The sequence below is a fragment of the Kitasatospora sp. NPDC036993 genome, from assembly GCF_055607525.1.
This window is the reverse complement of record NZ_JBVJRP010000024.1, coordinates 27,709-49,093: the sequence shown is the minus strand read 5'-3', so window position 1 is coordinate 49,093 and position 21,385 is coordinate 27,709. Positions and strand designations below refer to the sequence as shown.

Sequence of the window (21,385 nt, the reverse complement as noted above, 5' to 3'; positions counted from 1 at the left end):
CCTGTCCGTATTGTCCGATGGGTGACCGAACCCGTGCCGCCGCGTCAGACCCCCGACCAGCCCTGGCGCTCGGAGGGCGCCCCGCCCCCGCCCCCGCCCAAGCGCCGGATGCCCGGCGGCTGGGTGGGCCTCGCCCTCACCGCCCTCGTGGTGTTCCTGATCTCGGACCTGCTGCTGTCCCTCTTCGGCCCCGCCGGGGCCACCACGATCTCGTACACCGAGTTCAACAACCAGCTGAACAAGGGCAACATCACCAAGATCTACGCCAAGGGCGACTCGATCGAGGGCAAGCTCAAGACCGCCCAGTCCAAACCGGACGGCGGCAAGGGCGACTACACCGAGTTCGACACCCAGCGGCCCTCCTTCGCGGGCGACAACCTCTGGAGCACCTTGCAGCAGCAGGGCGTGGAGGTCACCGCCACCTCGCCGGTCCAGCAGCGCAGTTTCCTCACCAACCTGCTGCTCTCGCTCGCCCCGATGCTGCTGCTGGTCTTCATCTGGGTGCTGCTCGCCCGCCGGATGGCCGGCGGGCTCGGCGGCGGGCCGCTCGGCCGCAAGGCCCCGCCCAAGCCGGTGACCGCCGAGGAGGGCAAGCGCACCACCTTCGCCGACGTGGCCGGCATCGACGAGGTCGAGGCCGAACTCACCGAGGTGGTCGACTACTTGAAGAACCCCGATCGGTACCGCAAGCTCGGCGCCAAGATGCCGCGCGGCGTGCTGCTGAGCGGTCCGCCCGGAACCGGCAAGACCCTGCTGGCCCGGGCCGTCGCCGGCGAGGCGGACGTGCCGTTCTTCTCCGCCTCCGCCTCCGAGTTCATCGAGATGATCGTCGGCGTCGGCGCCAGCCGGGTCCGCGAGCTGTTCGCCGAGGCCCGCAAGGTCGCCCCGGCGATCATCTTCATCGACGAGATCGACACCATCGGACGCCAGCGCGGCGCGGGCGGCGGCATGGGCGGGCACGACGAGCGCGAGCAGACCCTCAACCAGATCCTCACCGAGATGGACGGTTTCAGCGGCTCCGAGGGCGTCATCGTGATCGCCGCGACCAACCGGGCGGACGTGCTCGACCCGGCGCTGCTGCGCCCCGGCCGCTTCGACCGCAGGATCACCGTCAGCCCGCCCGACCGGGAGGGCCGCGCGGCGATCCTGCGCATCCACAGCCGCAGCGTTCCGCTGGCCGGCGACGCCGACCTCACCCAGCTGGCCAAGGTCACGCCGGGGATGACCGGCGCCGAACTCGCCAACCTGGTCAACGAGGCGGCACTGCTGGCGGTCAAGCGCCGGCAGGACGCGGTCAACGAGCGGGACCTCTCGGACGCCCTGGAGAAGGTCCAACTCGGCGCGGTCCGGCCGCTGGTGATGCCGCAGGAGGAGCGCGAGCGGACGGCGTACCACGAGAGCGGGCACGCCCTGCTGGGCATGCTCCAGCCCGGCGCGGACCCGGTCCGCAAGATCACCATCGTGCCGCGCGGCCGGGCGCTCGGCGTCACCCTCTCCACCCCGGAGAACGACCGCTACTCGTACACCGAGCCCTACCTGCGCGGGCGGATCATCGGCGCGCTCGGCGGCATGGCGGCCGAGCAGGTGGTCTACGGGGTGATCACCACCGGCGCGGAGAGCGACCTGGAGCAGGTCACCAACATCGCCCGCGGGATGGCGGGGCGCTGGGGGATGAGCGAGCGGGTCGGCCGGCTCACCGCGGTGCCCTCCGACCCGCAGGGCGCGTACGGGCTCTCCGCCGCCCCGACCACCCTGGACGCGGTGGACGAGGAGGCCCGGCGGATCGTCTCCGAGTGCTACGACGACGCGGTGCGGATCCTGACCGAGCAGCGGCACCGGCTGGACGCGCTGTCGGCGGCGCTGCTGGAGGCGGAGACGCTGGACGAGGCGGCGGCGTACCGGGCGGCGGGGGTGCCGCGGGAGGCATCCTCCGAGGACTCAGCGGAGCCTGCGGGGGCTGCGGGGTCCACGGGGTCTGCGGGGGCTGCTGGACCCGAGGAGTCCGGTGCGGCCGGGGAGCCCGGCGGGGCCGGCGGGAAGTCGATCGACCAGGCGTGAAGCCGGAAGCCGGGGGCGCTCGCCGTGGTGGCGGGCGCCCCCGGTTTCGTGCTTCCTAGCGCGGCCGCTCGGCGATCAGGTACCGGAACAGGTTCTCCATCCGGACCGAGCCGTCCGCCCGCAGGTACGGCTGGAGCGTCTCCTCCAGCTCCTTGGCCACCAGCGAGGCGCCGGAGAACTCCTCGGCCGGCTCGAACAGCCCGGTGGAGAGCAGGCCGCGCACCGCGCTGTCGAGGTCGGCGTAGGCGAACGGGCAGCTCACCCGGCCGCTGCCGGCCGGACGCAGGCCGGCCGGGGCGAGCAGGTCCTCCAGCGCGCCGGGCGCGCTCAGCTCGAACGGGTCGCGCGCGGTGGTCCGGCCCGCCATCCGCCGGGCCACGTCCAGCACCGGGGCGCTCTCGCAGCGCTCCGGCGGGCCCCAGGCGGCCAGCACCACGTGCCCGCCCGGGAGGACGAGCCGGGCGGCCTCGGCGACCACCGGGCCGGCCTCGGCGGCGCCGGGCGGCTGCTCGAAAACCGTCACCAGCGAATGGGCCGGGCGGGGGACGGCCGCGGCCGTCCGGGCCCCGGCGCACACCCGCAGCCGACGGCCGTGAGCCAGCTCGCGCAGCTCGTCCCGCGGTTCCCGCCCGGCGACCTGGGCACCCCGGCCGGCCGCGAGCAGCAGGGCCAGTCCGGACCGGCAGCCCAGGCCCAGCACGCTGCTCGCCGGGCCGACCTCCATCCGGTCGTGGACCGCCTCGTAGAGCGGTACCAGCATGCGTTCCTGGATCTCCGCCCAGTCGCGCGCCCGTGCGGGCCGGGCGGTCCCGGGCTGCGGGTGGTGCGGGCGTGCGCCCGTCGGTCGTGCGGTGGTGCCGGTCGTCCGAGCTGAAGCCATCGCGGCCTCCCATCCGGTCCTTCGGTGTGCTGCTACGGCTCCCCCAAAGTCCCGCCCCACACCAGCGAACAGCGGGTCGGGCCCGGCGTCCAGAGGGGTGCAGGGTGGTGCGCGCGTGTCGCGGTGGTGCGCCCCCTGCGGACGCCCCCCGGGCGGCGTCCGGGGCGTCGGCGGAGGGCCCCGGGCGTGATACCGATTCGAAGTCGGGGGGTCGCTCCCCGTACCATTCGCCCCATGGCTAAGGCACCCGTTCTCACCCCTCAGGCGGAAGACTTCCCGCGCTGGTACCAGGACCTCATCAACAAGGCCGAGCTGGCCGACAACGGTCCGGTGCGCGGCACCATGGTCATCCGACCGTACGGCTACGGCCTGTGGGAGCGGATGCAGCAGGAGATGGACGCGCGGATCAAGAAGGCCGGCGCGCAGAACGCCTACTTCCCGATGTTCATCCCGCAGTCCTACCTGACCAAGGAGGCCGAGCACGTCGAGGGCTTCGCCCCCGAGCTCGCGGTGGTCACCCACGGCGGCGGCAAGCAGCTGGACGAGCCGATCGTCGTCCGGCCGACCTCCGAGACGATCATCAACGAGTACTTCTCGAAGTGGGTGCAGAGCCACCGCGACCTGCCCCTGCTGATCAACCAGTGGGCCAACGTGGTCCGTTGGGAGCTGCGCCCGCGCGTCTTCCTGCGTACCACCGAGTTCCTCTGGCAGGAGGGCCACACCGCCCACGCCACCTACGAGGACGCCCGCGACTACGCGTCGATGATCCACACCCAGGTCTACGGCGACTTCATGACCAACGTGCTCGGCATCGACGTCGTGCTCGGCCGCAAGACCGCCAAGGAGCGCTTCGCCGGCGCCATCAACACCCTCACCCTCGAGGGCATGATGTGCGACGGCAAGGCGCTCCAGATGGGCACCAGCCACGAGCTGGGCCAGAACTTCGCCAAGGCGTTCAACACCACCTACCAGCTCCAGGGCGCCGAGCGCGAGTACGTCTGGCAGACCTCCTGGGGCGTCTCGACCCGCATGGTCGGCGGCCTGATCATGTCCCACGGCGACGACAGCGGCCTGCGGGTGCCCCCGCGCCTGGCCGCCGTCCAGGCCGTCGTGCTCGCGATCAAGGGTGACGACGCGGTCATCGCCAAGGTCCGCGAGATCGGCGCCCAGCTGGAGGCCGCCGGCATCCGGGTCGTGGTCGACGACCGCACCGACACCCCGTTCGGCCGCCGCGCCGTCGACTGGGAGCTCAAGGGCGTCCCGCTGCGGATCGAGGTCGGCCCGCGCGACCTCGAGAACGGCACCGCGATGCTGGCCCGCCGCATTCCGGGCGGCAAGGAGCCGGTCTCCATCGACGCCTTGGCCGCGCTGCTCCCGGGTGTCCTGGAGGAGGACCAGGCGCTGCTGCTGCGCCAGTCCCGCGAGCGCCGCGAGTCCCGCACGGTCGACGTCAAGACCATCGACGAGGCCGTCGAGGCCGCCGCGACCGGCTGGGGCCGGATCTCCTGGGTCGACCTCGGCGCGGAGGGCGAGGCCAAGCTGGCCGAGCAGGGCGTCTCGGTGCGCTGCATCGTCGCGGCGGACGGTTCGGTGCCGCAGACGGACGACCAGGAAGGCAATGTCGCGCTCGTCGCCCGGGCGTACTGACATCCGTCCGGTGTTCGGTGGATGTCCCGCGGATGTCCACCGGACGTCGGTCATCCGCGGGTAATGACCGTAGGCGGCGACATTTGCCCGGAATGCGGATGAGTAGGAATCCGGTAACGGTTCCGGCGGGGCCCCGGCGGCAACATCCCTACTGGCCGGTCAACTCCCGGTATTAACGGAATAGCGGTACGGTGTACGGCCCGTGGCCCTGTCAATCCGGCAGGCTCACGGGCCGTACGTCCTGGGTGGCGACAGCCCGCCCCCCGGACGGAATTCATCAGGCCCACGGCGTCGCTACGGGCCGAAACCGGCAGGGGGTTGGTCTTGCGTCAGATCCGGAACGCGCAATTCGCGCGCGGCCTCGCATTCCTGGGAGTTCCCTGTGAATTCCCCGGGAACGAGAACATGCGGAACATCGGCTCGCACTCCATCGTTGGTCTAGCGTGAGCACGACACAGCCCCTCGTTCTCGCGGCCGAACTGGCCGCCGCCTGGAGCGACATCCAGGCCTTCCATCAGGACCTTCCCGACCTCGCCTCGCCCGAGGCGCTGATCGGTGAGTCCTCCTCAGCCTGCGGGACCCGCCTCGGTTTCGAGCGGCTCCTCCACGAGGCTGCCCACGGTCTGGCCGCGGCCCGGGACATCCGGGACACCTCGCGGGCGGGCCGCTACCACAACCGGCGCTTCCTGATGCTCGCTTCCGAGCTCGGCCTGGCGCACCCGGTCGAGCCGCACGCGAGCAGCGGCTTCTCCCAGGTGACCATGCTCAAGGAGACGCAGGAGCGGTACACCGAGACCATCGAACGCCTGGACCGTGCCCTCGGGGCGCACCAGGAGGCGGTGGCCGGCGACGGTGCTACGCGCGCCTTCCGCGGCCCGGCCGCCCGGCACGGCTCCTCCGGGGGCGGTGTGCGGGTCAAGGCGGTCTGCGGGTGCGGACGCAACGTCCGGGTCGTTCCCTCGGTGCTCGCGCAGGCGTCCATCGTCTGCGGCGCGTGCCAGCAGCCGTTCAAGATCGCTTAGTCGGTCGACGTCCAGGCGGGGCTGCTGTGCGGGCAGTGGTCCGGTCGGAGTGAACGGGAGTGAGCCGGGGCGGGCCGGAGCGAAGCGGCCCGGCCGGACCACGAGGTACGGCAGGTGCACGAGGCAGGTACGCGGGTACACGAGCGGTGCGCGCCGCGCGGCGGGACGGCCGTGCGGCAGGACGCGTACCGCGGAACGGCGGTGAGTCTTTGGGTCGGACCGGGAGCGGGGGCTCCCGGTCGGCCCTCGACGGAACCGCCGGCGTCCACGGGGTTCGGCTTCCGGGGTCAGGGAAGCCGCGTGACCGTGTGGTCAGCCGGCCGGCCGGTCGCGTGGCCGGCCACCCGGTCGGTCGCTTGGCGGGCCGCCTGGTCAAGGGCTCGCGTGCAGGCGGTTCCCGGCCATGTGGCAGAATGGACAGCCGAGTACTCGGCAGCCGAGCAGGACCCCTCTCTCCTACGGCTGGCGTGTCCCTTGAGTGGTCAGCCCCGCAACCCCACGCGGTGGCCAGCCCGCTCACCCACGTCAACACCAGGAGAATCCACTCCCGTGGCAGTCAAGATCAAGCTCAAGCGTCTCGGCAAGATTCGCGCCCCGCACTACCGCATCGTCGTCGCCGACGCCCGCACCAAGCGTGACGGTCGCGCGATCGAGGAGATCGGCATCTACCAGCCGACCTACAACCCCTCGAAGATCGAGGTCGACGGCGACCGCGCCCAGTACTGGCTGTCCGTCGGCGCCCAGCCGACCGAGCCGGTGCTCGCCATCCTCAAGCTGACCGGCGACTGGCAGAAGTTCAAGGGCCTGCCGGCCCCGGAGCCGCTGAAGGTCGCGGAGCCCAAGGTCGAGGACTTCTCGCACCTGTTCGCGAAGGCCGTCGCCGGCTTCGAGGACGCCACCACCGGCGTCGCCATCACCCCGAAGGCCAAGAAGTCGGACAAGGCCGAGGCTGAGGCCGACGCCGCCGCCGAGGCCTGATCGTGATCGAGGACGCCCTCGACCACCTGGTGAAGGGCATCGTCGAGCACCCCGACGACGTGCAGGTGCGCTCGCGCAACCTGCGTCGGGGTAACACCATCGAGGTGCGAGTGCACCCCGATGACCTCGGCAAGGTGATCGGCCGGGGTGGCCGTACGGCGCGCGCTCTGCGCACCGTGGTCGGCGCCCTCGGCGGTCGCAACGTCCGGGTCGACCTGGTCGACGTGGACAACATTCGCTGACGCTGCTGCTCGTTCAGCCGTCAGGGCTTGTGAGGCCGACCGGGACGCATGTCGTCCCGGTCGGCCTTTTCGCATTTCCATCCGTATTTCCGTCGCATCATCGCTTCGCAGCCCGTCGCTTTTCGTTTCGGCTCAGGAACTCCAGGAGAACGATCACCGTGCAGCTCGTCGTCGGCAGGATCGGCCGTGCCCACGGCATCAGGGGGGACGTCAGTGTCGAGGTCCGCACCGACGAGCCGGAACTCCGGCTCGGCCCGGGTGCCGTCGTGCTCACCGACCCCGCGTCGGCAGGGCCGTTGACCGTCGAGTCCGGCCGGGTGCACAGCGGCCGGCTGCTGCTGCGCTTCGCCGGTGTCAAGGACCGCAACGCGGCCGAGGCCCTCCGGGGCACCGTGCTCATCTCCGAGGTCGACCCGGAGGAGAGCCCCGAGGATCCGGAGGAGTACTACGACCACCAGCTGATCGGCCTGGACGTGGTGCTGCTCGACGGCACCCCGGTCGGCGAGCTGACCGAGGTCGTCCACCTGCCCTACCAGGACCTGCTCACGGTCAGGACGGCCGACGGGACGGACGTGCTGGTGCCCTTCGTCACCCAGATCGTGCCGACCATCGACCTGGAGAACCAGCGCGCCGTGATCACCCCGCCGCCCGGGCTGATCGACCTGGAGCAGGCCGAGGTCGCCGGGACGTCCTCGGCCGAGGGCGCCGATGGTTCGGAGGAGTCGGAGTGACCGCCGAGGTGGCTGTCGGAGCGGGCGTCGAGGCGAGTGCCGGTGGGCCCGTCGAGGCGGGTGCCGGTGGGTCCGTCGAGGTGACTGCCGAGGAGAGCGTCGAGGTGGCCGCCGAGGCGGTCGGTGACGCTGTGCCGCGTGGCGTGCAGATCGGCATGCGGATCGACGTCGTCACGATCTTCCCCGAGTACCTGGAGCCGCTGGACATCTCGCTGGTCGGCAAGGCCCGCGCCCGCGGCCAGCTGGACGTGCACGTCCACGACCTGCGCGGGTGGACCCACGACGTGCACCGCACCGTGGACGACAGCCCGTACGGCGGCGGCCCCGGCATGGTGATGAAGCCCGAGCCGTGGGGCGAGGCGCTGGACGCGGTGGTCGCCGGCGGGCCCGAGGGCGAGGTGCCCACCCTGGTCGTGCCGACCCCGAGCGGGCGCCCGTTCACCCAGGAACTCGCCCAGGAGCTGGCCGGACGCCCCTGGCTGGCCTTCACCCCCGCGCGGTACGAGGGCATCGACCGGCGGGTGATCGAGGAGGCGGCCACCCGGATGCCGGTGGTCGAGGTCTCGATCGGCGACTACGTGCTGGCCGGCGGCGAGGTCGCCGTGCTGGTGATGGTCGAGGCGATCGCCCGGCTGCTGCCCGGGGTGCTCGGCAACGCCGAGTCCCACCGCGACGACTCCTTCGCACCGGGAGCCATGGCCGACCTGTTGGAGGGCCCGGTCTACACCAAGCCCGCCGAGTGGCGCGGCCGGGTGGTGCCGGACGTGCTGCTCAGCGGCAACCACGGCAAGATCGCCCGCTGGCGGCGGGAGCAGGCCTTCGCCCGGACCCTGGCGAACCGGCCCGACCTGGTCGAACGCTGGCAGTACGGCGCCTTCGACAAGAAGGAGCGGGAGGCGCTGAGCATCCTCGGCCTGGCCTGGGACGAGCAGCTCGGCCGATTTCGGTCCGTGGCCGGTGGTGTGGAAGAATAGGCCGCTGTTGTCTGTCGCTGGTTCCCTTCCGTAGGGGGCACGTGGACCGGCGCCCTCGCCACGGGGGGATCGTCGTCAGCCGATGCGGCCCGCAACAGACCCCATCGTGACTATTTTCCGTGGGCGGCCCGTGGCGCCTGCGATGGAGAGCAACATGAGCAACAAGCTCGCTGCTGTCGACGCGGCCTCGCTGCGTAGCGACATTCCGGCCTTCCGCGCCGGTGACACCCTGAAGGTTCACGTCCGGGTCATCGAGGGCAACCGCTCCCGTGTCCAGGTCTTCCAGGGCGTCGTCATCCGCCGCCACGGCGCCGGCGTCGGTGAGACCTTCACCGTTCGCAAGGTCAGCTTCAACGTCGGCGTGGAGCGCACCTTCCCGGTGCACACCCCGGTCGTCGAGAAGATCGAGGTCGTGACCCGCGGTGCGGTTCGCCGCGCCAAGCTGTACTACCTGCGTGACCTCCGCGGCAAGGCCGCGAAGATCAAGGAGAAGCGCGACCGCTGATCCACCGGCTCCCGGCCTCGCCGGGGGATCGGAACGCTCTGAGGGGGCCGAACGGCCGCAAGGTATGCTCACCCCCCGATGAGCACGCACGAACCACCCGCGGACCGCGACGGCAGTCCCGCACCCACCGGTGCGGACTCGCTGTCGCGGTCCGCGGTCGTTTCCGGGGGCGGGTCCGGTGTTGTCTCCCGGGCCGGTGCCGGTGAGGCCGTCGGAGACACCGCGGCGGGGGCCGCCGGCTCGGACCGCGACGGCGTGGACCGTCGTGATGGCGGCGATACCGGTGACGGTGACGATCGCGGTGACGGTGACGGCGATGGCGGTGACGACCGGGACGACCGGGACGGGGCCGAGGACCAGCACGGGGATCAGGACGAGCGGGAGGCTCAGGAGGAGCAGGACGAGGAGCCAGGGCCCTCGCGCTCTCGGGACCTGCTGCTGTTGGTCGGAATCTGCCTGACGGCCCTGCTGCTGGTGAACGCCTTCGTCGCGCGCCCGTTCGCGGTGCCCTCCGGGTCGATGGAGGAGACCCTGCGTCCGGGCGACCGGCTGATCGCGAACCAGCTCGCCTACGCCTTCGGCGGCCACCCCCAGCGGGGTGACGTCGTGGTCTTCGACGGGACGGGCTCCTTCCTCCCGGAGCCGGCGAAGCCGTCGAGCTTCCTGGACGGTCTGCGCTCGTTCGCCCAGGATCTCGGACTGGCCCCGGCAGGGGACACCGTCTACGTCAAGCGGGTGATCGGCGTCGGCGGGGACCGGGTGACCAGCACCGGACCGGGCGCGCCGATCACCGTCAACGGTGTGCCGATCGACGAGACCTCCTACCTGGCCCCGGGCGACGACCCGTCGAGCGTGGCCTTCGACGTGGTCGTGCCGACCGGCGAGCTGTGGGTGATGGGCGATCACCGCGGAGCCTCCCGGGACTCCCGCGACCACCTCGGTGAGCCCGGCGGCGGCTTCGTGCCGGAGAAGAAGGTGATCGGCCGGGCGGACTGGGTGGTCTACCCGTTCTCGCGCTGGACCGGCCTGGACCGGCCCGCGGCCTTCGCCGGGACCGCGAGGACGGGTGGGCATGGGGACCAGGGGTAGGGGACGGCTCGCCGACCGGCCGAGCGCGGACCGGCCGACGGCGGACCGCCCGGATGCGGATCGGCCGGATGGGGGCCGTCCGGCCGCCGACGGATCTGTTGCCGACGGACCTTTTGCCAGTGGACTGGCCGGCGGCGGACCGGCTGCCGACGGACCGGCCGGGGGCCCGCCGGTGCGCGGCCGGGCCGAGCGCCGGCGCAGTGCCCGCAGGGCGGCCCGTCGGCGCAAGCGCTCGCTGGTGCGCGAGGTACCGATGATCATCCTGGTGGCCCTGCTGGTGGCGCTGGTGATGAAGACCTTCCTGCTCCAGGTGTTCGTGATCCCCTCGGGCTCGATGGAGCAGACCATCCGGATCGGGGACCGGGTACTGGTGGACAAACTGACCCCCTGGTTCGGCAGTGAGCCGCAGCGCGGCGATGTCGTGGTGTTCAAGGATCCGGGCGGCTGGCTGGAGCACGATCGCAAGCCCTCCGACGACGGCCCGGTGCTGGGCGCGGCCAAGCAGGTGCTGACCTTCGTCGGGATGCTGCCCTCCGACGACGAACAGGACCTGATCAAGCGGGTGGTCGGCGTCGGCGGGGACACCGTCGAGTGCTGCGACGCGCAGGGGCGCCTCAGCGTCAACGGCCGTCCGGTGGACGAGTCCTACGTGGCGCCCGGCAACCCGCCGTCCCGGCAGACCTTCAAGGTGGAGGTGCCGCAGGGGCGGCTGTGGGTCATGGGGGACCACCGGGACGTCTCCGCCGACTCCCGTTTCCACATGGGCAACCCGGGAGAGGGGACGATCCCGCTGAGCGGCGTGGTCGGTCGCGCGTTCGTGATCGTCTGGCCGCTGGACCGGTTCCATCAACTCGATGCGCCGAGTTCACTCTCCTCTCTCGCCCGGACGCCGCAGGCCGGCGGAACTGCCGCGGGATCGGTGGGCGTTGGGCCGGTTCCTGTGGAACCTCCGCTCGTTATGGGTGTGTTGGGCATCCTTCCGCTCGTCGTTCGCCGGTCGGGGCGGCCTCCGGAGTGAGCCTCGCAGGCCGCCGACCGGCCTGGCCTCGCGTGTGAGACCGCGAGCCGGATGTCTTGGAGTGATAGAGAAGTGCAGGTGCGGCCTGGAGCGGTTCCGGCCGCGGGCCGAGGCTGTGCTGGTGTCAGGAGCGTCCGCGATGGGCAGCCCTGAGGCGTTCATGGTCGTGGTGAGCGTGGTGCCCGCTGTGCGGCACTCTGAACGCGGGCGCGCGGGCGTCCGCACAGCAGGGAGGAGACGTTGTGGGGGATTTGGTGATCGGCGCCCGTTCGGGCGCCGGGGAGCCCGAGGGCTCAGGCCATCGGGCGGACCGGTCCGCCGAGTCCGCATCGCCCTCGGCCTCGGCCGAGGAGACGGCGGCCCAGAGCACTGACGGGCAGGGCGGCACCGGACCGGAGGACTCCCCGGACTCCCCGCACGCGGAGGCCGAGCCCGCGGACGGGGCGGAATCGGAGGCCTCTCCCAAGCCGCGCAAGCAGCGCTCGTTCTGGAAGGAACTGCCGATCCTGGTCGGCATCGCGCTGATCCTCGCCCTGGTGATCAAGACCTTCTTCGTCCAGGCGTTCTCCATTCCGTCGGAGTCGATGCAGAACACGTTGCAGGTCGGCGACCGCGTCCTGGTGGACAAGCTGACCCCGTGGTTCGGGGCCGAGCCCGAGCGCGGCGAGGTCGTGGTGTTCCACGACCCGGGCGGCTGGCTGAACGACGAGCCGACCCAGCAGAGCAGCAACGCCTTCGTCCGCGGCGTGCAGGACGTGCTCAGCTTCGTCGGTCTGATGCCCTCCGCCAACGAGAAGGACCTGATCAAGCGGGTCATCGCGGTCGGCGGGGACACCGTCGAGTGCGAGGGCGACGGCCCGGTCAAGGTCAATGGCGTCGCGCTCAACGAGCCGTACGTCTACCAGGGCAACACCCCCTGCGGTGACCACCCCTTCGGACCGGTCAAGGTGCCCAAGGACCGGATCTGGGTGATGGGCGACCACCGAGCCAACTCGCTGGACTCCCGCTTCCACATGGACCAGCCCGGCGGCGGCACCGTCCCGGTGGACAACGTGATCGGGCGCGCCTTCGTGGTGGCCTGGCCGATCGGCAACTGGTCGACGCTGCCGGTGCCGGACACCTTCGACCAGAAGGGCCTGGCGGCGGCCGCGCCGATGGCGCCGCCCGTGGCCGGTGCGGTGGGGGCCGTCGCCCTGCTTCCACTGGTGCGCCGGGTGCGGGTCCGGGTGGAGCGCCGGAAGGAGTCCTGAGTTCCACCGGACAGGGTTCCACCGGGTTGGCTCCGGCTCTTGCGCGGGCCGTGGTACCGACGAGTAATCTGCTCGGACGTGCCACGGCCCGTCGGCTTCTCCGCCCGTGCCTCCGGCGTGCCAGTGGTGTTCTCCGGTCGGCCAGAGGTGGACGGTGTCGATGAGCAGTGTCGTGGAACAGACGGCCGACCACCCGAGCGTGCCCGCCCCGGCGGGCCGCCGGCCCGCCGCGGTGGTGCAGGGCGTCGCGCTGGCGCTCGGGCTGGTGCTGATGATCGGCGGCTTCGCCCTCATCGCCATCGACTACCGGCCGTACAAGATCCCCACCGCCTCGATGCACCCGACGCTGCGCACCGGGGACACCGTGCTCGCCCGCAAGGCCGGCGGCGGCGACATCGGGCGGGGTGACGTGGTCGTCTTCCGGGACCAGGCCTGGGGCGGTGAGCTGATGGTCAAGCGGGTGGTCGCGGTCGGCGGGGACACCGTCGCCACCACCACGGGGAACGAGCACCGGCTGACGGTCAACGGGCAGCCGGTGGACGAGCCCTACCTCGCGACGCGGGGCCGCCAGGGCGAGTCGTTCAGCGTGACGGTGCCGCAGGGCCGGCTGTTCCTGCTGGGTGACAACCGGGTGGGCTCGCTCGACTCCCGCACCCACCTGGAGGTCGACGGCGGGACCGTCCCGGCCGACGCCGTCGAGGCCAGGGTCGAGGCCACCCTGCTGCCCCTCGGCCGGACGGGCCTGCTCGACCGGGTCACGGACTTCGACGGCTTCGCGGGCCCGAAGGCCTCGCGGCCCGGTCCGCTGGAGCCGGCCGCCTACGCCACCGTGGCGGGCGCGGCGTTGATCGTGGTGACCTCGGCGGCGGGCGGGGTGGCGGGCCTGGCCCGCCGGCTCCGGGGGCGCAGCTCCTGAGCGGGACCGCCGCCGGGAGGGCCGCTCTGCCGAACATCGCCCCGGGCGACCACGTCGGGTGGCAGGATCGGTAGCGCCACCGATGCGAACGGAAGGAGCGTGGAGCGCCGCCATGACAGCACGGCGTCGCAGGGCGGCGCGGATCCTGCTGCTGGACGGGCTGGACCGCATCCTCCTCTTCTTGGGGGCCGACCCGGCCACCCCGGGGGAGACGTGGTGGTTCACGCCAGGGGGCGGCTTGGAGGCGGGGGAGGGTGTGCGCGAGGCCGCGGAGCGGGAACTCGCCGAGGAGACCGGCTTGCGGGGAGTGGACCTGGGGCCCTTGGTGGCGTACGGCACGGTGTCGTTCTCCTTCCAGGGACAGCGCTACGAGCAGGAGCAGTGGTTCCACCTGGCCCGGACCACGGAGACGGGGCTGGACCACTGGGGAACGGGCGCGGACGAGCACGCCCAGCTGCTCGCGGCGCGCTGGTGGACGGTCGAGGAACTGAGGGGGACGGCCGAGACGGTCTACCCGGCCGGTTTGGCGGACTTCCTGGAACGGCTGCTGGTCGAGGGCCCGCCGGTGCATCCGGTGCGGCTCTGACCGTGGGTGCGGTGGTCCACAATGGGTGGACTGACAAATTGAGGGGACGCCTGGATGAGTGCCGAAGATCTCGAGAAGTACGAGACCGAGATGGAGCTCAAGCTCTACCGGGAGTACCGGGACGTCGTCGGCCTGTTCAAGTACGTGATCGAGACCGAACGACGGTTCTACCTCACCAACGACTACGAGTTGCAGGTGCACTCGGTCCAGGGCGAGGTGTTCTTCGAGGTGTCGATGGCGGATGCGTGGGTCTGGGACATGTACCGGCCGGCCCGGTTCGTCCGCAAGGTCCGGGTGCTGACCTTCAAGGACGTGAACATCGAGGAACTCGCGAAGAGCGACCTGGAGCTGCCCTCGGACGAGTCCGGCTTCGGGAGCTGACGTTGGACGATGTTGTCCCGCGTTGTCCAGCCGAATTTCGCGGGACGGGGGCTTCTCACTCCTGCGGGTGACAAAAGTTATCCACAGGTCCGAGTTATCCACAGGGGATGAGAATTCCCGGGCCTCCTCGTGCGTGTTGGTGCAGCCTCCTCGGCGGAGGTGGTCACCATGCAGCACACCATCGTGCAGGACCAGGCCGTACCGGACACGGTCGACGCAGGCAAGGCTCCGCGGGCGGTCGCGGAGCGCAGCACCAGGAACGGCCTCGGCCGCTACGGGGAGCGGGTCGCCGCCCGCCGTCTCGCGGAGGCCGGGCTCCGCATCCTGGACCGCAACTGGCGCTGCGTCGAGGGCGAGCTGGACATCGTCGCCCTCGACGGCGACACCGTGGCGGTCTGCGAGGTGAAGACCCGCTCCGAGCGGGGGTTCCAGCAGCCCACCGAGGCCATCGACCGGGCCAAGGCCGCCAGGCTGCAACGCCTCGCCGAGCGCTGGATGGCCGAGCGCTGGCCCGGTCACTTCGCCGAGTTGGCCGGGCCGGACTACGACCCCGGGCCCACCGATCCGCACTGGCCTCCCGCCCCACCGGGCGGGGTCCGAATCGACCTGGTCGCGGTGGTCAACCGGGCGCGGGGTGCGGCCCTGGTCGACCACCTGCGGGGGGTGGTCTGAGATGGCCTTCGCCCGTACCTGTTCCGTCGCGCTGGTCGGCGTGGACGGAGTGATCGTCGAGGTCCAGGCCGATCTGGAGCCCGGAGTGGCCGCGTTCACCCTGGTCGGCCTGCCCGACAAGGCGCTCACCGAAGCCCGTGACCGGGTCCGTGCCGCGGTCGTCAACAGCGGCGAGGCCTGGCCGCAGCGCAAGCTGACGGTCGGCCTCAGCCCCGCCTCGGTGCCCAAGAGCGGCAGTGGCTTCGACCTCGCGGTGGCCTGCGCCGTGCTGGCCGCCGCCGAGCGGCTCGACCCCTCCGCCATCGCCGACCTGCTGATCATCGGCGAGCTGGGGCTGGACGGCCGGGTGCGGCCGGTCCGAGGGGTGCTGCCGTCGGTGCTGGCCGCCGCCGACGCCGGGTACGAGCGGGTCGTGGTCGCCGAGCAGACGGCGCCCGAGGCCTCGCTCGTTCCCGGGACGACGGTGATCGGTGTCCGCAGCCTGCGCCAACTCGTCGCCATCCTGACCGGGGCGACGGCACCGGAGGAGCCGCCCGATCCGATCGCGGGCCGGCCCGATCCGCTGATGGCCGGGCTGATGCTGCCCAGCGCTAGCGTGCGGGGCCTGTCCGACGACAAGGCGGGTCGACTGGACATGGCCGACGTGGCCGGCCAGTACGAGGCCCGGCGAGCCCTGGAGATCGCCGCCGCCGGCGGACACCACCTCTATCTGAAGGGGCCTCCGGGCGCGGGCAAGACGATGCTGGCGGAGCGCCTGCCCTCGCTGCTCCCGCCGCTGACCCAGCAGGAGGCGCTGGAGGTCACCGCCGTCCACTCGGTGGCGGGCCTGCTCCCGGTCGGGCGTCCGCTGATCGACACCGCGCCCTACTGCGCCCCGCACCACTCTACGACGATGCCCGCGATCGTCGGCGGCGGCAGCGGTCTGCCGAGACCGGGGGCGGTCTCGCTGGCCCACCGGGGCGTGCTGTTCCTGGACGAGGCGCCCGAGTTCCCCGTCCGGGTGCTCGACGCACTGCGCCAGCCGTTGGAGTCGGGTGAGGTGGTGATCGCCCGCTCGGCCGGATCGATGCGACTCCCGGCCCGCTTCCTGCTCTGCCTGGCGGCCAATCCCTGTCCGTGCGGCCGGTACTCGCGGCGGGGCGAGGGCTGCGAGTGCACCCCGGCCATGGTCAGCCGCTACCAGGGGCGGCTGTCCGGGCCGTTGCTGGACCGGGTCGACCTCCAGGTCCAGGTGGCTCCGGTGACCAGGGCCGAGCTCATGGAGCGGGACGCCTCGGCGGAGACCACCGAGACCGTCGCGGCCCGGGTGCTGGCCGCACGGGAACGGGCGGCGGCCCGCCTGGCGAGCACTCCGTGGCGGACCAACGCGGAGGTGCCGGGCCACGAACTGCGCACCCGCTGGCACCTCGCGTCCGGCGCACTCAACGACGCCGCACGGCAGTTGGAGCGAGGGCTGCTGACCGCCCGCGGCCTGGACCGGGTGCTCCGGGTCGCCTGGACGGTCGCCGACCTCGCCGGACGCGACCGGCCGGACCAGCGGGACGTGCGTACCGCCCTGGTCCTGCGCACGGGTGTGGAGCACGGACTGCCGCTGGCCGAACGGGTCTTCGGCCGGCTCGGCGGAATCCCGGCGCAGCGCGGCAGTCCGGGCGGTGGTCGGTCCGGGAAGCGCGAGCCGCGTGAGGAGCATCCGGAGAACAAGGAGGGTGAGGCATGAACCAGCTGCTGAGGCACGCTCGAATTTCCGGCCCGGCCGAGGCCGTCCCCGGTTCCGGAGTCGGAGCCGGAGCCGGGCCCGATCCCGAGCGCCTCGCCCGGGTGCTGCTCGGCAGGCTCAGCGAACCGGGGGACGCGGTGGTCGGCCGGTGGCTCGGCCAACTCCCCGCCGTCGACGTGGTCCAGGCGATCCGGGACGGAACCGTGCCCGACCACCCCGGACTGGACGCCATGCGACTGGCCGGGTACCAGGCGCGGCTCCCGGGGCTGGACCCGCAGATGGACCTGAAACGGGTACAGGACGTCGGTGGACGGTTCATCATTCCGGGGGACACGGAGTGGCCCAGCCAACTCGACGACCTGGGCGACGGACGTCCGATCGGGCTCTGGGTGACGGGCACCGGATCGCTGCGGCTGCTCGCGCTCCGCTCGGTCGCGATGGTGGGCTCCCGTGCCTGCACTGCCTACGGCGCCCACGTCGCCGGCGAACTGGCGGCCCAGCTGGCCGAGCGCGGTTGGGTGGTGATCTCCGGTGCCGCCTACGGGATCGACGCGGCCGCGCACCGTGGAGCACTCGCCGTCGGCGGGATGACCGCGGCCGTGCTCGCCTGCGGGGTCGACGTGGCCTATCCCAAGGGCAACGCCGAACTGATCCGCCGGATCGGCGTCCAGGGCCTGCTGATCAGTGAACTCCCGCCGGGGGAGCACCCGAACCGCTTCCGCTTCGTGCTCCGCAACCGGGTCATCGCGGCGCTCACCCGGGGCACGGTGGTGGTCGAGGCGGCGGTGCGCAGCGGCGCCCTGAGCACGGCCAGACGCGCGCGGGACCTCAATCGCCACACCATGGGAGTCGCGGGCCCGGTGACCTCGGCACTCTCCGCCGGAGTGCACGCCCTGATCCGCAGCGGCGGCGCCGTCCTGGTCACCGACGCGGCCGAGATCACCGAGCTGATCGGGGCCATCGGGGACGATCTGGCGCCTCAGCGCAGCGGTCCGGTACTCCCGCGCGACCTGCTGGAGCCGGCAGTGGCCCGGGTGCTGGAGGCCGTACCGGCGACGGCGGAGGGTGCCCCGGTCGAACGGTTGGCCCGCCAGTCCGGTCTCCCGCCGGACGAGGTCCTGCAACGGCTCTACGAGCTGGGTTCGCTCGGCTACGTGGAGCGGCACGGTGCGCACTGGCGCATGGTGCGGAGGAGGTGAGCGCCGGACCGGAGGACACCTTCGCGCCGAGGGAGCGTATGCCGGAGCCGCCCGGCCGACCTGCCGGTCCGGCTCCCCTGTTCGCTCCTCGATCCGATGTACGAACGCCACCGGATCGAGGGACGACCGGGTGGCGGTAGCGCTTTGCAGTGAGTCGGTCACGCTACGCTCCACATGCCTTCCCTATCAGCACATGACTCGGCAGAACGGCGCAGACCAACGCATGCCCACACACATTCCCGGACACAGAGTGACCGGTGGCGCTCGGTCCTCGGGAGGGCCGCGGACAGAGCGGCGCTCCGCGCCCGACGTCCCGTCCAAGTCGGCGGGGACGATGGGAGGCCTGTCTCGCCAGGGCGGCCGGCCGACGGTGGTGCCAGGCCAGCCCGCGGATGCGGTCCGAGGCGGTGAGCCGGTTGGCGGTGCCGGCACGGCAGGTGCCGCCGGCCCGCCCGCCGGCGCATCCCCCGGCGTGGTGGCCGCCGGCGCGCCCCGGCAGCCAGGCAGCGCGCAGGCCCGGAGCGCCGCCTCCCCGCCTTTCGCCTCGCCGCTGTCCCCGCCCCGCCGGCAGGGGGTGGCGGGCGGCGATCGGCGACAGGACACCCGGGATGCCGCGACACAGGGGCGAACGGCGCTCGAAGACCTCTGGCGCTCCTACAAGGAGAGCGGGGACCAGCGGCTGCGGGAGCAGCTGATCCTGCACTACTCACCGCTCGTCAAGTACGTGGCGGGGCGGGTCGGGGTCGGCCTGCCCTCCAACGTCGAACAGGCGGACTTCGTCTCCTCCGGGGTCTTCGGGCTGATCGACGCGATCGAGAAGTTCGACATCGACCGCGCCATCAAGTTCGAGACCTACGCGATCAGCCGCATCCGCGGCGCGATCATCGACGAGCTGCGCGCCCTGGACTGGATCCCGCGCTCGGTGCGGCAGAAGGCCAAGGCGGTCGAACGGACGTACGCGACCCTGGAGGCCCGGCTGCGCCGGACTCCGCACGAGCCCGAGGTCGCGGCCGAGATGGGCATCGCGATCGAGGACCTGCACGCCATCTTCAGCCAGTTGTCGCTCGCCAACGTGGTGGCCCTGGACGAGCTGCTCCACCCGGTGGGGGAGGGCGGCGACCGGCTGAGCCTGATGGACACCCTGGAGGACCACGGCGCGGACAATCCGGTCGAGGTGGCCGAGGACCGTGAGCTGCGCAGACTGCTGGCCCAGGCGGTCAACACCCTCCCCGAGCGGGAGAAGACGGTGGTGACGCTCTACTACTACGAGGGGCTCACCCTCGCCGAGATCGGACAGGTGCTGGGGGTGACGGAGAGTCGGGTGAGTCAGATCCACACCAAGTCCGTCCTCCAGCTGCGCGCCAAGCTGTCGGACATCCGATAGGGCGTCGGGTTCCGACGTCGGAACCGGGCCGTCGTAGGCCGGGCCGTCGTAGGCCGGGCCGTTGGAAACCGGGCTGTCGGGCGTCGGCCGCGGGCCCGCACCGCCTCCCGGTGCGCGGCGCCGTATCGGTCCAAGGTAGGGCTCCGTACAGTGGGAGCGTGCCGAAGATCCGAGCGGCCACGGTGGCCGAGCATCGCCAGCTCCAGCGAGCAGCCCTCCTCGACGCTGCCCGCACCCTGCTCACCGAGGGCGGTATGGAGGCCCTGACCTTCCCCGCACTCGCGGCGCGCACCGGGCTGGCGCGCTCCTCGGTCTACGAGTACTTCCGCTCCCGTGCCGCCGTGGTCGAGGCGCTCTGCGAGGTGGACTTCCCGCTCTGGGCGGCTGAGATCGAGGCCGGGATGGCGAGCTGCGACACCGCTGTCGAGCGGATCGAGGCCTACGTCCGGGGCCAGCTGGCGCTGGCCGCCGACCCCCGGCACCGCGCGGTCGTGGCGATCTCGGCGCTGGAACTCGACGAGGCCGCGCGCGAGCGGATCAGGGCGGCGCACGGCAGGCTGGCCGGCCTGGTCGGCCGAACGCTGGAGGACCTCGGCCACGAGCAGCCCCGGCTCGCCGCGACCCTGGTCCAGGGAATCGTGGAGGCGGCGACCCGCCGGGCCGAGCAGGCGCAGGCCGGCGGCCGCGGCGGTTGCGCGGCCGAGACCCCCGAGGAGATCGCCGACGCCGCCGTCGCGCTGGTGTTGCACGGGCTCGTCCGCTCCTGATCGGCCTCCGCCGGGAGCCCGGAGGGTGTGTGAAGGCGGGCGGGTGCGTGGAGTGCGCGCAGGCGTGCGCTACCCGCCCGTGCCGTCCAACGGCAGCAGTCGCGCGGTGCCCGCGCCGAACAAGGCCAGTGGGTCCAGGTAGCGGGCTCCGCGCAGCAGGCCCCAGTGCAGGCAGTCGCGTCCGGCGCAGTGCCGTCCGTCCGGGGCGAGCCGCCCGATCACCTGCCCGGCCGCCACCGAGGCGCCGACCGGGACGGTGCCGTTGACGGGCAGGTAGGTGGTCCGGAGCGGGGGAGAGCCCGAGCCCGGGTGGGAGACGGTCACCACGGGCCGTCCCGCCACCAGTCCGGAGAAGGTGACCACCCCGGGAGCGGCCGCCCGTACCTCCACTCCGGGCGCGGCGGCGAGATCCACGCCCCGGTGCCCGGCGGACCAGGCCTTCGCCGGCGGATCGAACCGCTCCAGCAACCCGGCGGGCCCGCCCACCGGCCAGGCCCGTCCACCACCCCGCCCGGTCCCGTCGTCAGGGCCCGAGGCGCCAGCCGCGCCGTCACCACCGGAAGCCCCCGAGGTACCCGAGGCACCCGAAGCCCCCGACAGCACGAGCGGCGCCGCCACCACCACGGCCAGCACCCCGCGCCTCCACCGCCCGCCCCGCACCACCCCGACCGCCCCGGCGGCCCTGCCCACCACCCTGCCCACCCTGCCCACCTCGCCCACCCCGTCCACTTCGCCCACTCCACCGAACCGTCCGCGACCAGCCATGCCCGCAGGCTCGCCGCCCCACCGCCCGCGCGCCACCCAGATCCGGATTCCTGTGGACAAAACCGCCTCCACCCCGAACGCCGTCCCCCCGACGGGTGTACGAGCGCCGCCATCCGGGGTAGAGGCGGCATGCCGGCCACCGGCCCCGGGCAGGCACCCGGCAGCCCGCGCCCGCCCCCGGCAACCCCTCCGCGCAGCCCGTTCCAGACCCGCGCCCCCGCCGCGCACCCCACCCCCGTCCGAGCCCCGCGCCGCGAGCCCCCGACTCCGCCGCAGCCCCGCCGGAACCCGCCCGTCCAGGCCGTTTCCCAGGCTCTTCCCAGTTCCCCGGCGGGGCCCCGGTCGTCCGTGGAGTCGCCCGCCCCTCGGCGCTTCCCGTACACTTCACACGCGACCCGGTCTGCCGGGTCGACTTCGCACGCCCCGCCACCGGCGGTCGGACGCGGTTCGTCCGCGGCCCCGCCAGGTGCGAGTGCCGCTCGGTCCGCCGAGCCCGACCGGCCCCAGGCCGGGCGGGCGCAAGCGGCTCGGCACGTTCGGGGCGTCAGGCGTGGCTGTCACCTGGCCGCCACGGACAAACCGAGCCTGACCCGGCTGTGGGCTA

General features: G+C 72.6%; 21 protein-coding genes. 19 read left to right on the top strand and 2 right to left on the bottom strand.

Annotated features, from left to right (window positions below; all coding sequences use genetic code 11):
• Positions 1-21: 21 nt before the first annotated feature.
• Positions 22-2,058: an ATP-dependent zinc metalloprotease FtsH gene (gene ftsH, locus ACZ7C5_RS34680; protein WP_470324211.1), complete on the top strand. Its 2,037-nt coding sequence runs from the start codon at positions 22-24 to the stop codon at positions 2,056-2,058.
• A gap of 55 nt (positions 2,059-2,113) precedes the next feature.
• Here the strand turns inward: ftsH and ACZ7C5_RS34675 are convergent, their stop codons facing one another.
• The gene (locus ACZ7C5_RS34675; RefSeq protein ID WP_401092156.1) at positions 2,114-2,938 is read right to left on the bottom strand and encodes a class I SAM-dependent methyltransferase; all 825 of its coding nucleotides are present in this window, start codon (positions 2,936-2,938) and stop codon (positions 2,114-2,116) included.
• Positions 2,939-3,172: 234 nt separating this feature from the next.
• Here ACZ7C5_RS34675 and proS point away from each other — a divergent pair, with 234 nt between their 5' ends.
• The 18 genes from proS to ACZ7C5_RS34585 all read left to right on the top strand — a co-directional run bounded on the left by proS (position 3,173) and on the right by ACZ7C5_RS34585 (position 20,016).
• Positions 3,173-4,585, top strand: a complete 1,413-nt coding sequence (gene proS, locus ACZ7C5_RS34670) for a proline--tRNA ligase (RefSeq protein ID WP_470324210.1) — start codon at positions 3,173-3,175, stop codon at positions 4,583-4,585.
• 443 nt (positions 4,586-5,028) lie between these two features.
• The gene (locus ACZ7C5_RS34665) at positions 5,029-5,607 is read left to right on the top strand and encodes a hypothetical protein (protein ID WP_188301730.1); all 579 of its coding nucleotides are present in this window, start codon (positions 5,029-5,031) and stop codon (positions 5,605-5,607) included.
• Between the two features lie 549 nt (positions 5,608-6,156).
• Positions 6,157-6,585, top strand: a complete 429-nt coding sequence (rpsP, locus tag ACZ7C5_RS34660; RefSeq protein ID WP_188301731.1) for a 30S ribosomal protein S16 — start codon at positions 6,157-6,159, stop codon at positions 6,583-6,585.
• 2 nt (positions 6,586-6,587) lie between these two features.
• The gene (locus ACZ7C5_RS34655) at positions 6,588-6,827 is read left to right on the top strand and encodes an RNA-binding protein (protein ID WP_188301732.1); all 240 of its coding nucleotides are present in this window, start codon (positions 6,588-6,590) and stop codon (positions 6,825-6,827) included.
• Between the two features lie 158 nt (positions 6,828-6,985).
• On the top strand, positions 6,986-7,558 hold the full coding sequence (rimM, locus tag ACZ7C5_RS34650; protein ID WP_401092158.1) for a ribosome maturation factor RimM: 573 nt from the start codon (positions 6,986-6,988) through the stop codon (positions 7,556-7,558).
• Positions 7,559-7,713: 155 nt separating this feature from the next.
• Positions 7,714-8,532 (top strand): tRNA (guanosine(37)-N1)-methyltransferase TrmD, encoded by an 819-nt coding sequence (gene trmD / locus ACZ7C5_RS34645; RefSeq protein WP_401092205.1) that lies wholly within the window; start codon positions 7,714-7,716, stop codon positions 8,530-8,532.
• 154 nt (positions 8,533-8,686) lie between these two features.
• Complete coding sequence (gene rplS / locus ACZ7C5_RS34640) at positions 8,687-9,037, top strand: 50S ribosomal protein L19 (protein ID WP_063347674.1); 351 nt, start codon at positions 8,687-8,689, stop codon at positions 9,035-9,037.
• Positions 9,038-9,292: 255 nt separating this feature from the next.
• Complete coding sequence (lepB, locus tag ACZ7C5_RS34635) at positions 9,293-10,126, top strand: signal peptidase I (protein WP_470324209.1); 834 nt, start codon at positions 9,293-9,295, stop codon at positions 10,124-10,126.
• Between the two features lie 253 nt (positions 10,127-10,379).
• On the top strand, positions 10,380-11,144 hold the full coding sequence (lepB, locus tag ACZ7C5_RS34630; protein WP_470324208.1) for a signal peptidase I: 765 nt from the start codon (positions 10,380-10,382) through the stop codon (positions 11,142-11,144).
• A 242-nt stretch (positions 11,145-11,386) separates the two neighbouring features.
• A complete protein-coding gene (gene lepB / locus ACZ7C5_RS34625) occupies positions 11,387-12,394 on the top strand; it encodes a signal peptidase I (protein WP_188301736.1) in 1,008 nt (335 codons plus the stop codon).
• 160 nt (positions 12,395-12,554) lie between these two features.
• Positions 12,555-13,310, top strand: a complete 756-nt coding sequence (gene lepB, locus ACZ7C5_RS34620; protein ID WP_401092161.1) for a signal peptidase I — start codon at positions 12,555-12,557, stop codon at positions 13,308-13,310.
• A 112-nt stretch (positions 13,311-13,422) separates the two neighbouring features.
• Positions 13,423-13,896, top strand: coding sequence for an NUDIX domain-containing protein (locus ACZ7C5_RS34615; RefSeq protein ID WP_401092162.1), 474 nt, complete (start codon positions 13,423-13,425; stop codon positions 13,894-13,896).
• 54 nt (positions 13,897-13,950) lie between these two features.
• Positions 13,951-14,277: a DUF2469 domain-containing protein gene (locus ACZ7C5_RS34610; protein WP_188301739.1), complete on the top strand. Its 327-nt coding sequence runs from the start codon at positions 13,951-13,953 to the stop codon at positions 14,275-14,277.
• Positions 14,278-14,445: 168 nt separating this feature from the next.
• Positions 14,446-14,949, top strand: coding sequence for a YraN family protein (locus ACZ7C5_RS34605; RefSeq protein ID WP_401092163.1), 504 nt, complete (start codon positions 14,446-14,448; stop codon positions 14,947-14,949).
• Between the two features lies 1 nt (position 14,950).
• Positions 14,951-16,666: a YifB family Mg chelatase-like AAA ATPase gene (locus ACZ7C5_RS34600; protein WP_470324207.1), complete on the top strand. Its 1,716-nt coding sequence runs from the start codon at positions 14,951-14,953 to the stop codon at positions 16,664-16,666.
• A complete protein-coding gene (gene dprA / locus ACZ7C5_RS34595; protein ID WP_470324206.1) occupies positions 16,663-17,865 on the top strand; it encodes a DNA-processing protein DprA in 1,203 nt (400 codons plus the stop codon). Before ACZ7C5_RS34600 ends, dprA begins: the two co-directional genes overlap by 4 nt.
• Before the next feature lie 574 nt (positions 17,866-18,439).
• The gene (gene whiG, locus ACZ7C5_RS34590) at positions 18,440-19,249 is read left to right on the top strand and encodes an RNA polymerase sigma factor WhiG (RefSeq protein ID WP_188301743.1); all 810 of its coding nucleotides are present in this window, start codon (positions 18,440-18,442) and stop codon (positions 19,247-19,249) included.
• 182 nt (positions 19,250-19,431) lie between these two features.
• Positions 19,432-20,016, top strand: a complete 585-nt coding sequence (locus ACZ7C5_RS34585) for a TetR/AcrR family transcriptional regulator (protein ID WP_401092206.1) — start codon at positions 19,432-19,434, stop codon at positions 20,014-20,016.
• 69 nt (positions 20,017-20,085) lie between these two features.
• Here the strand turns inward: ACZ7C5_RS34585 and ACZ7C5_RS34580 are convergent, their stop codons facing one another.
• The gene (locus ACZ7C5_RS34580) at positions 20,086-20,502 is read right to left on the bottom strand and encodes a M23 family metallopeptidase (protein ID WP_401092186.1); all 417 of its coding nucleotides are present in this window, start codon (positions 20,500-20,502) and stop codon (positions 20,086-20,088) included.
• Positions 20,503-21,385: the final 883 nt, after the last annotated feature.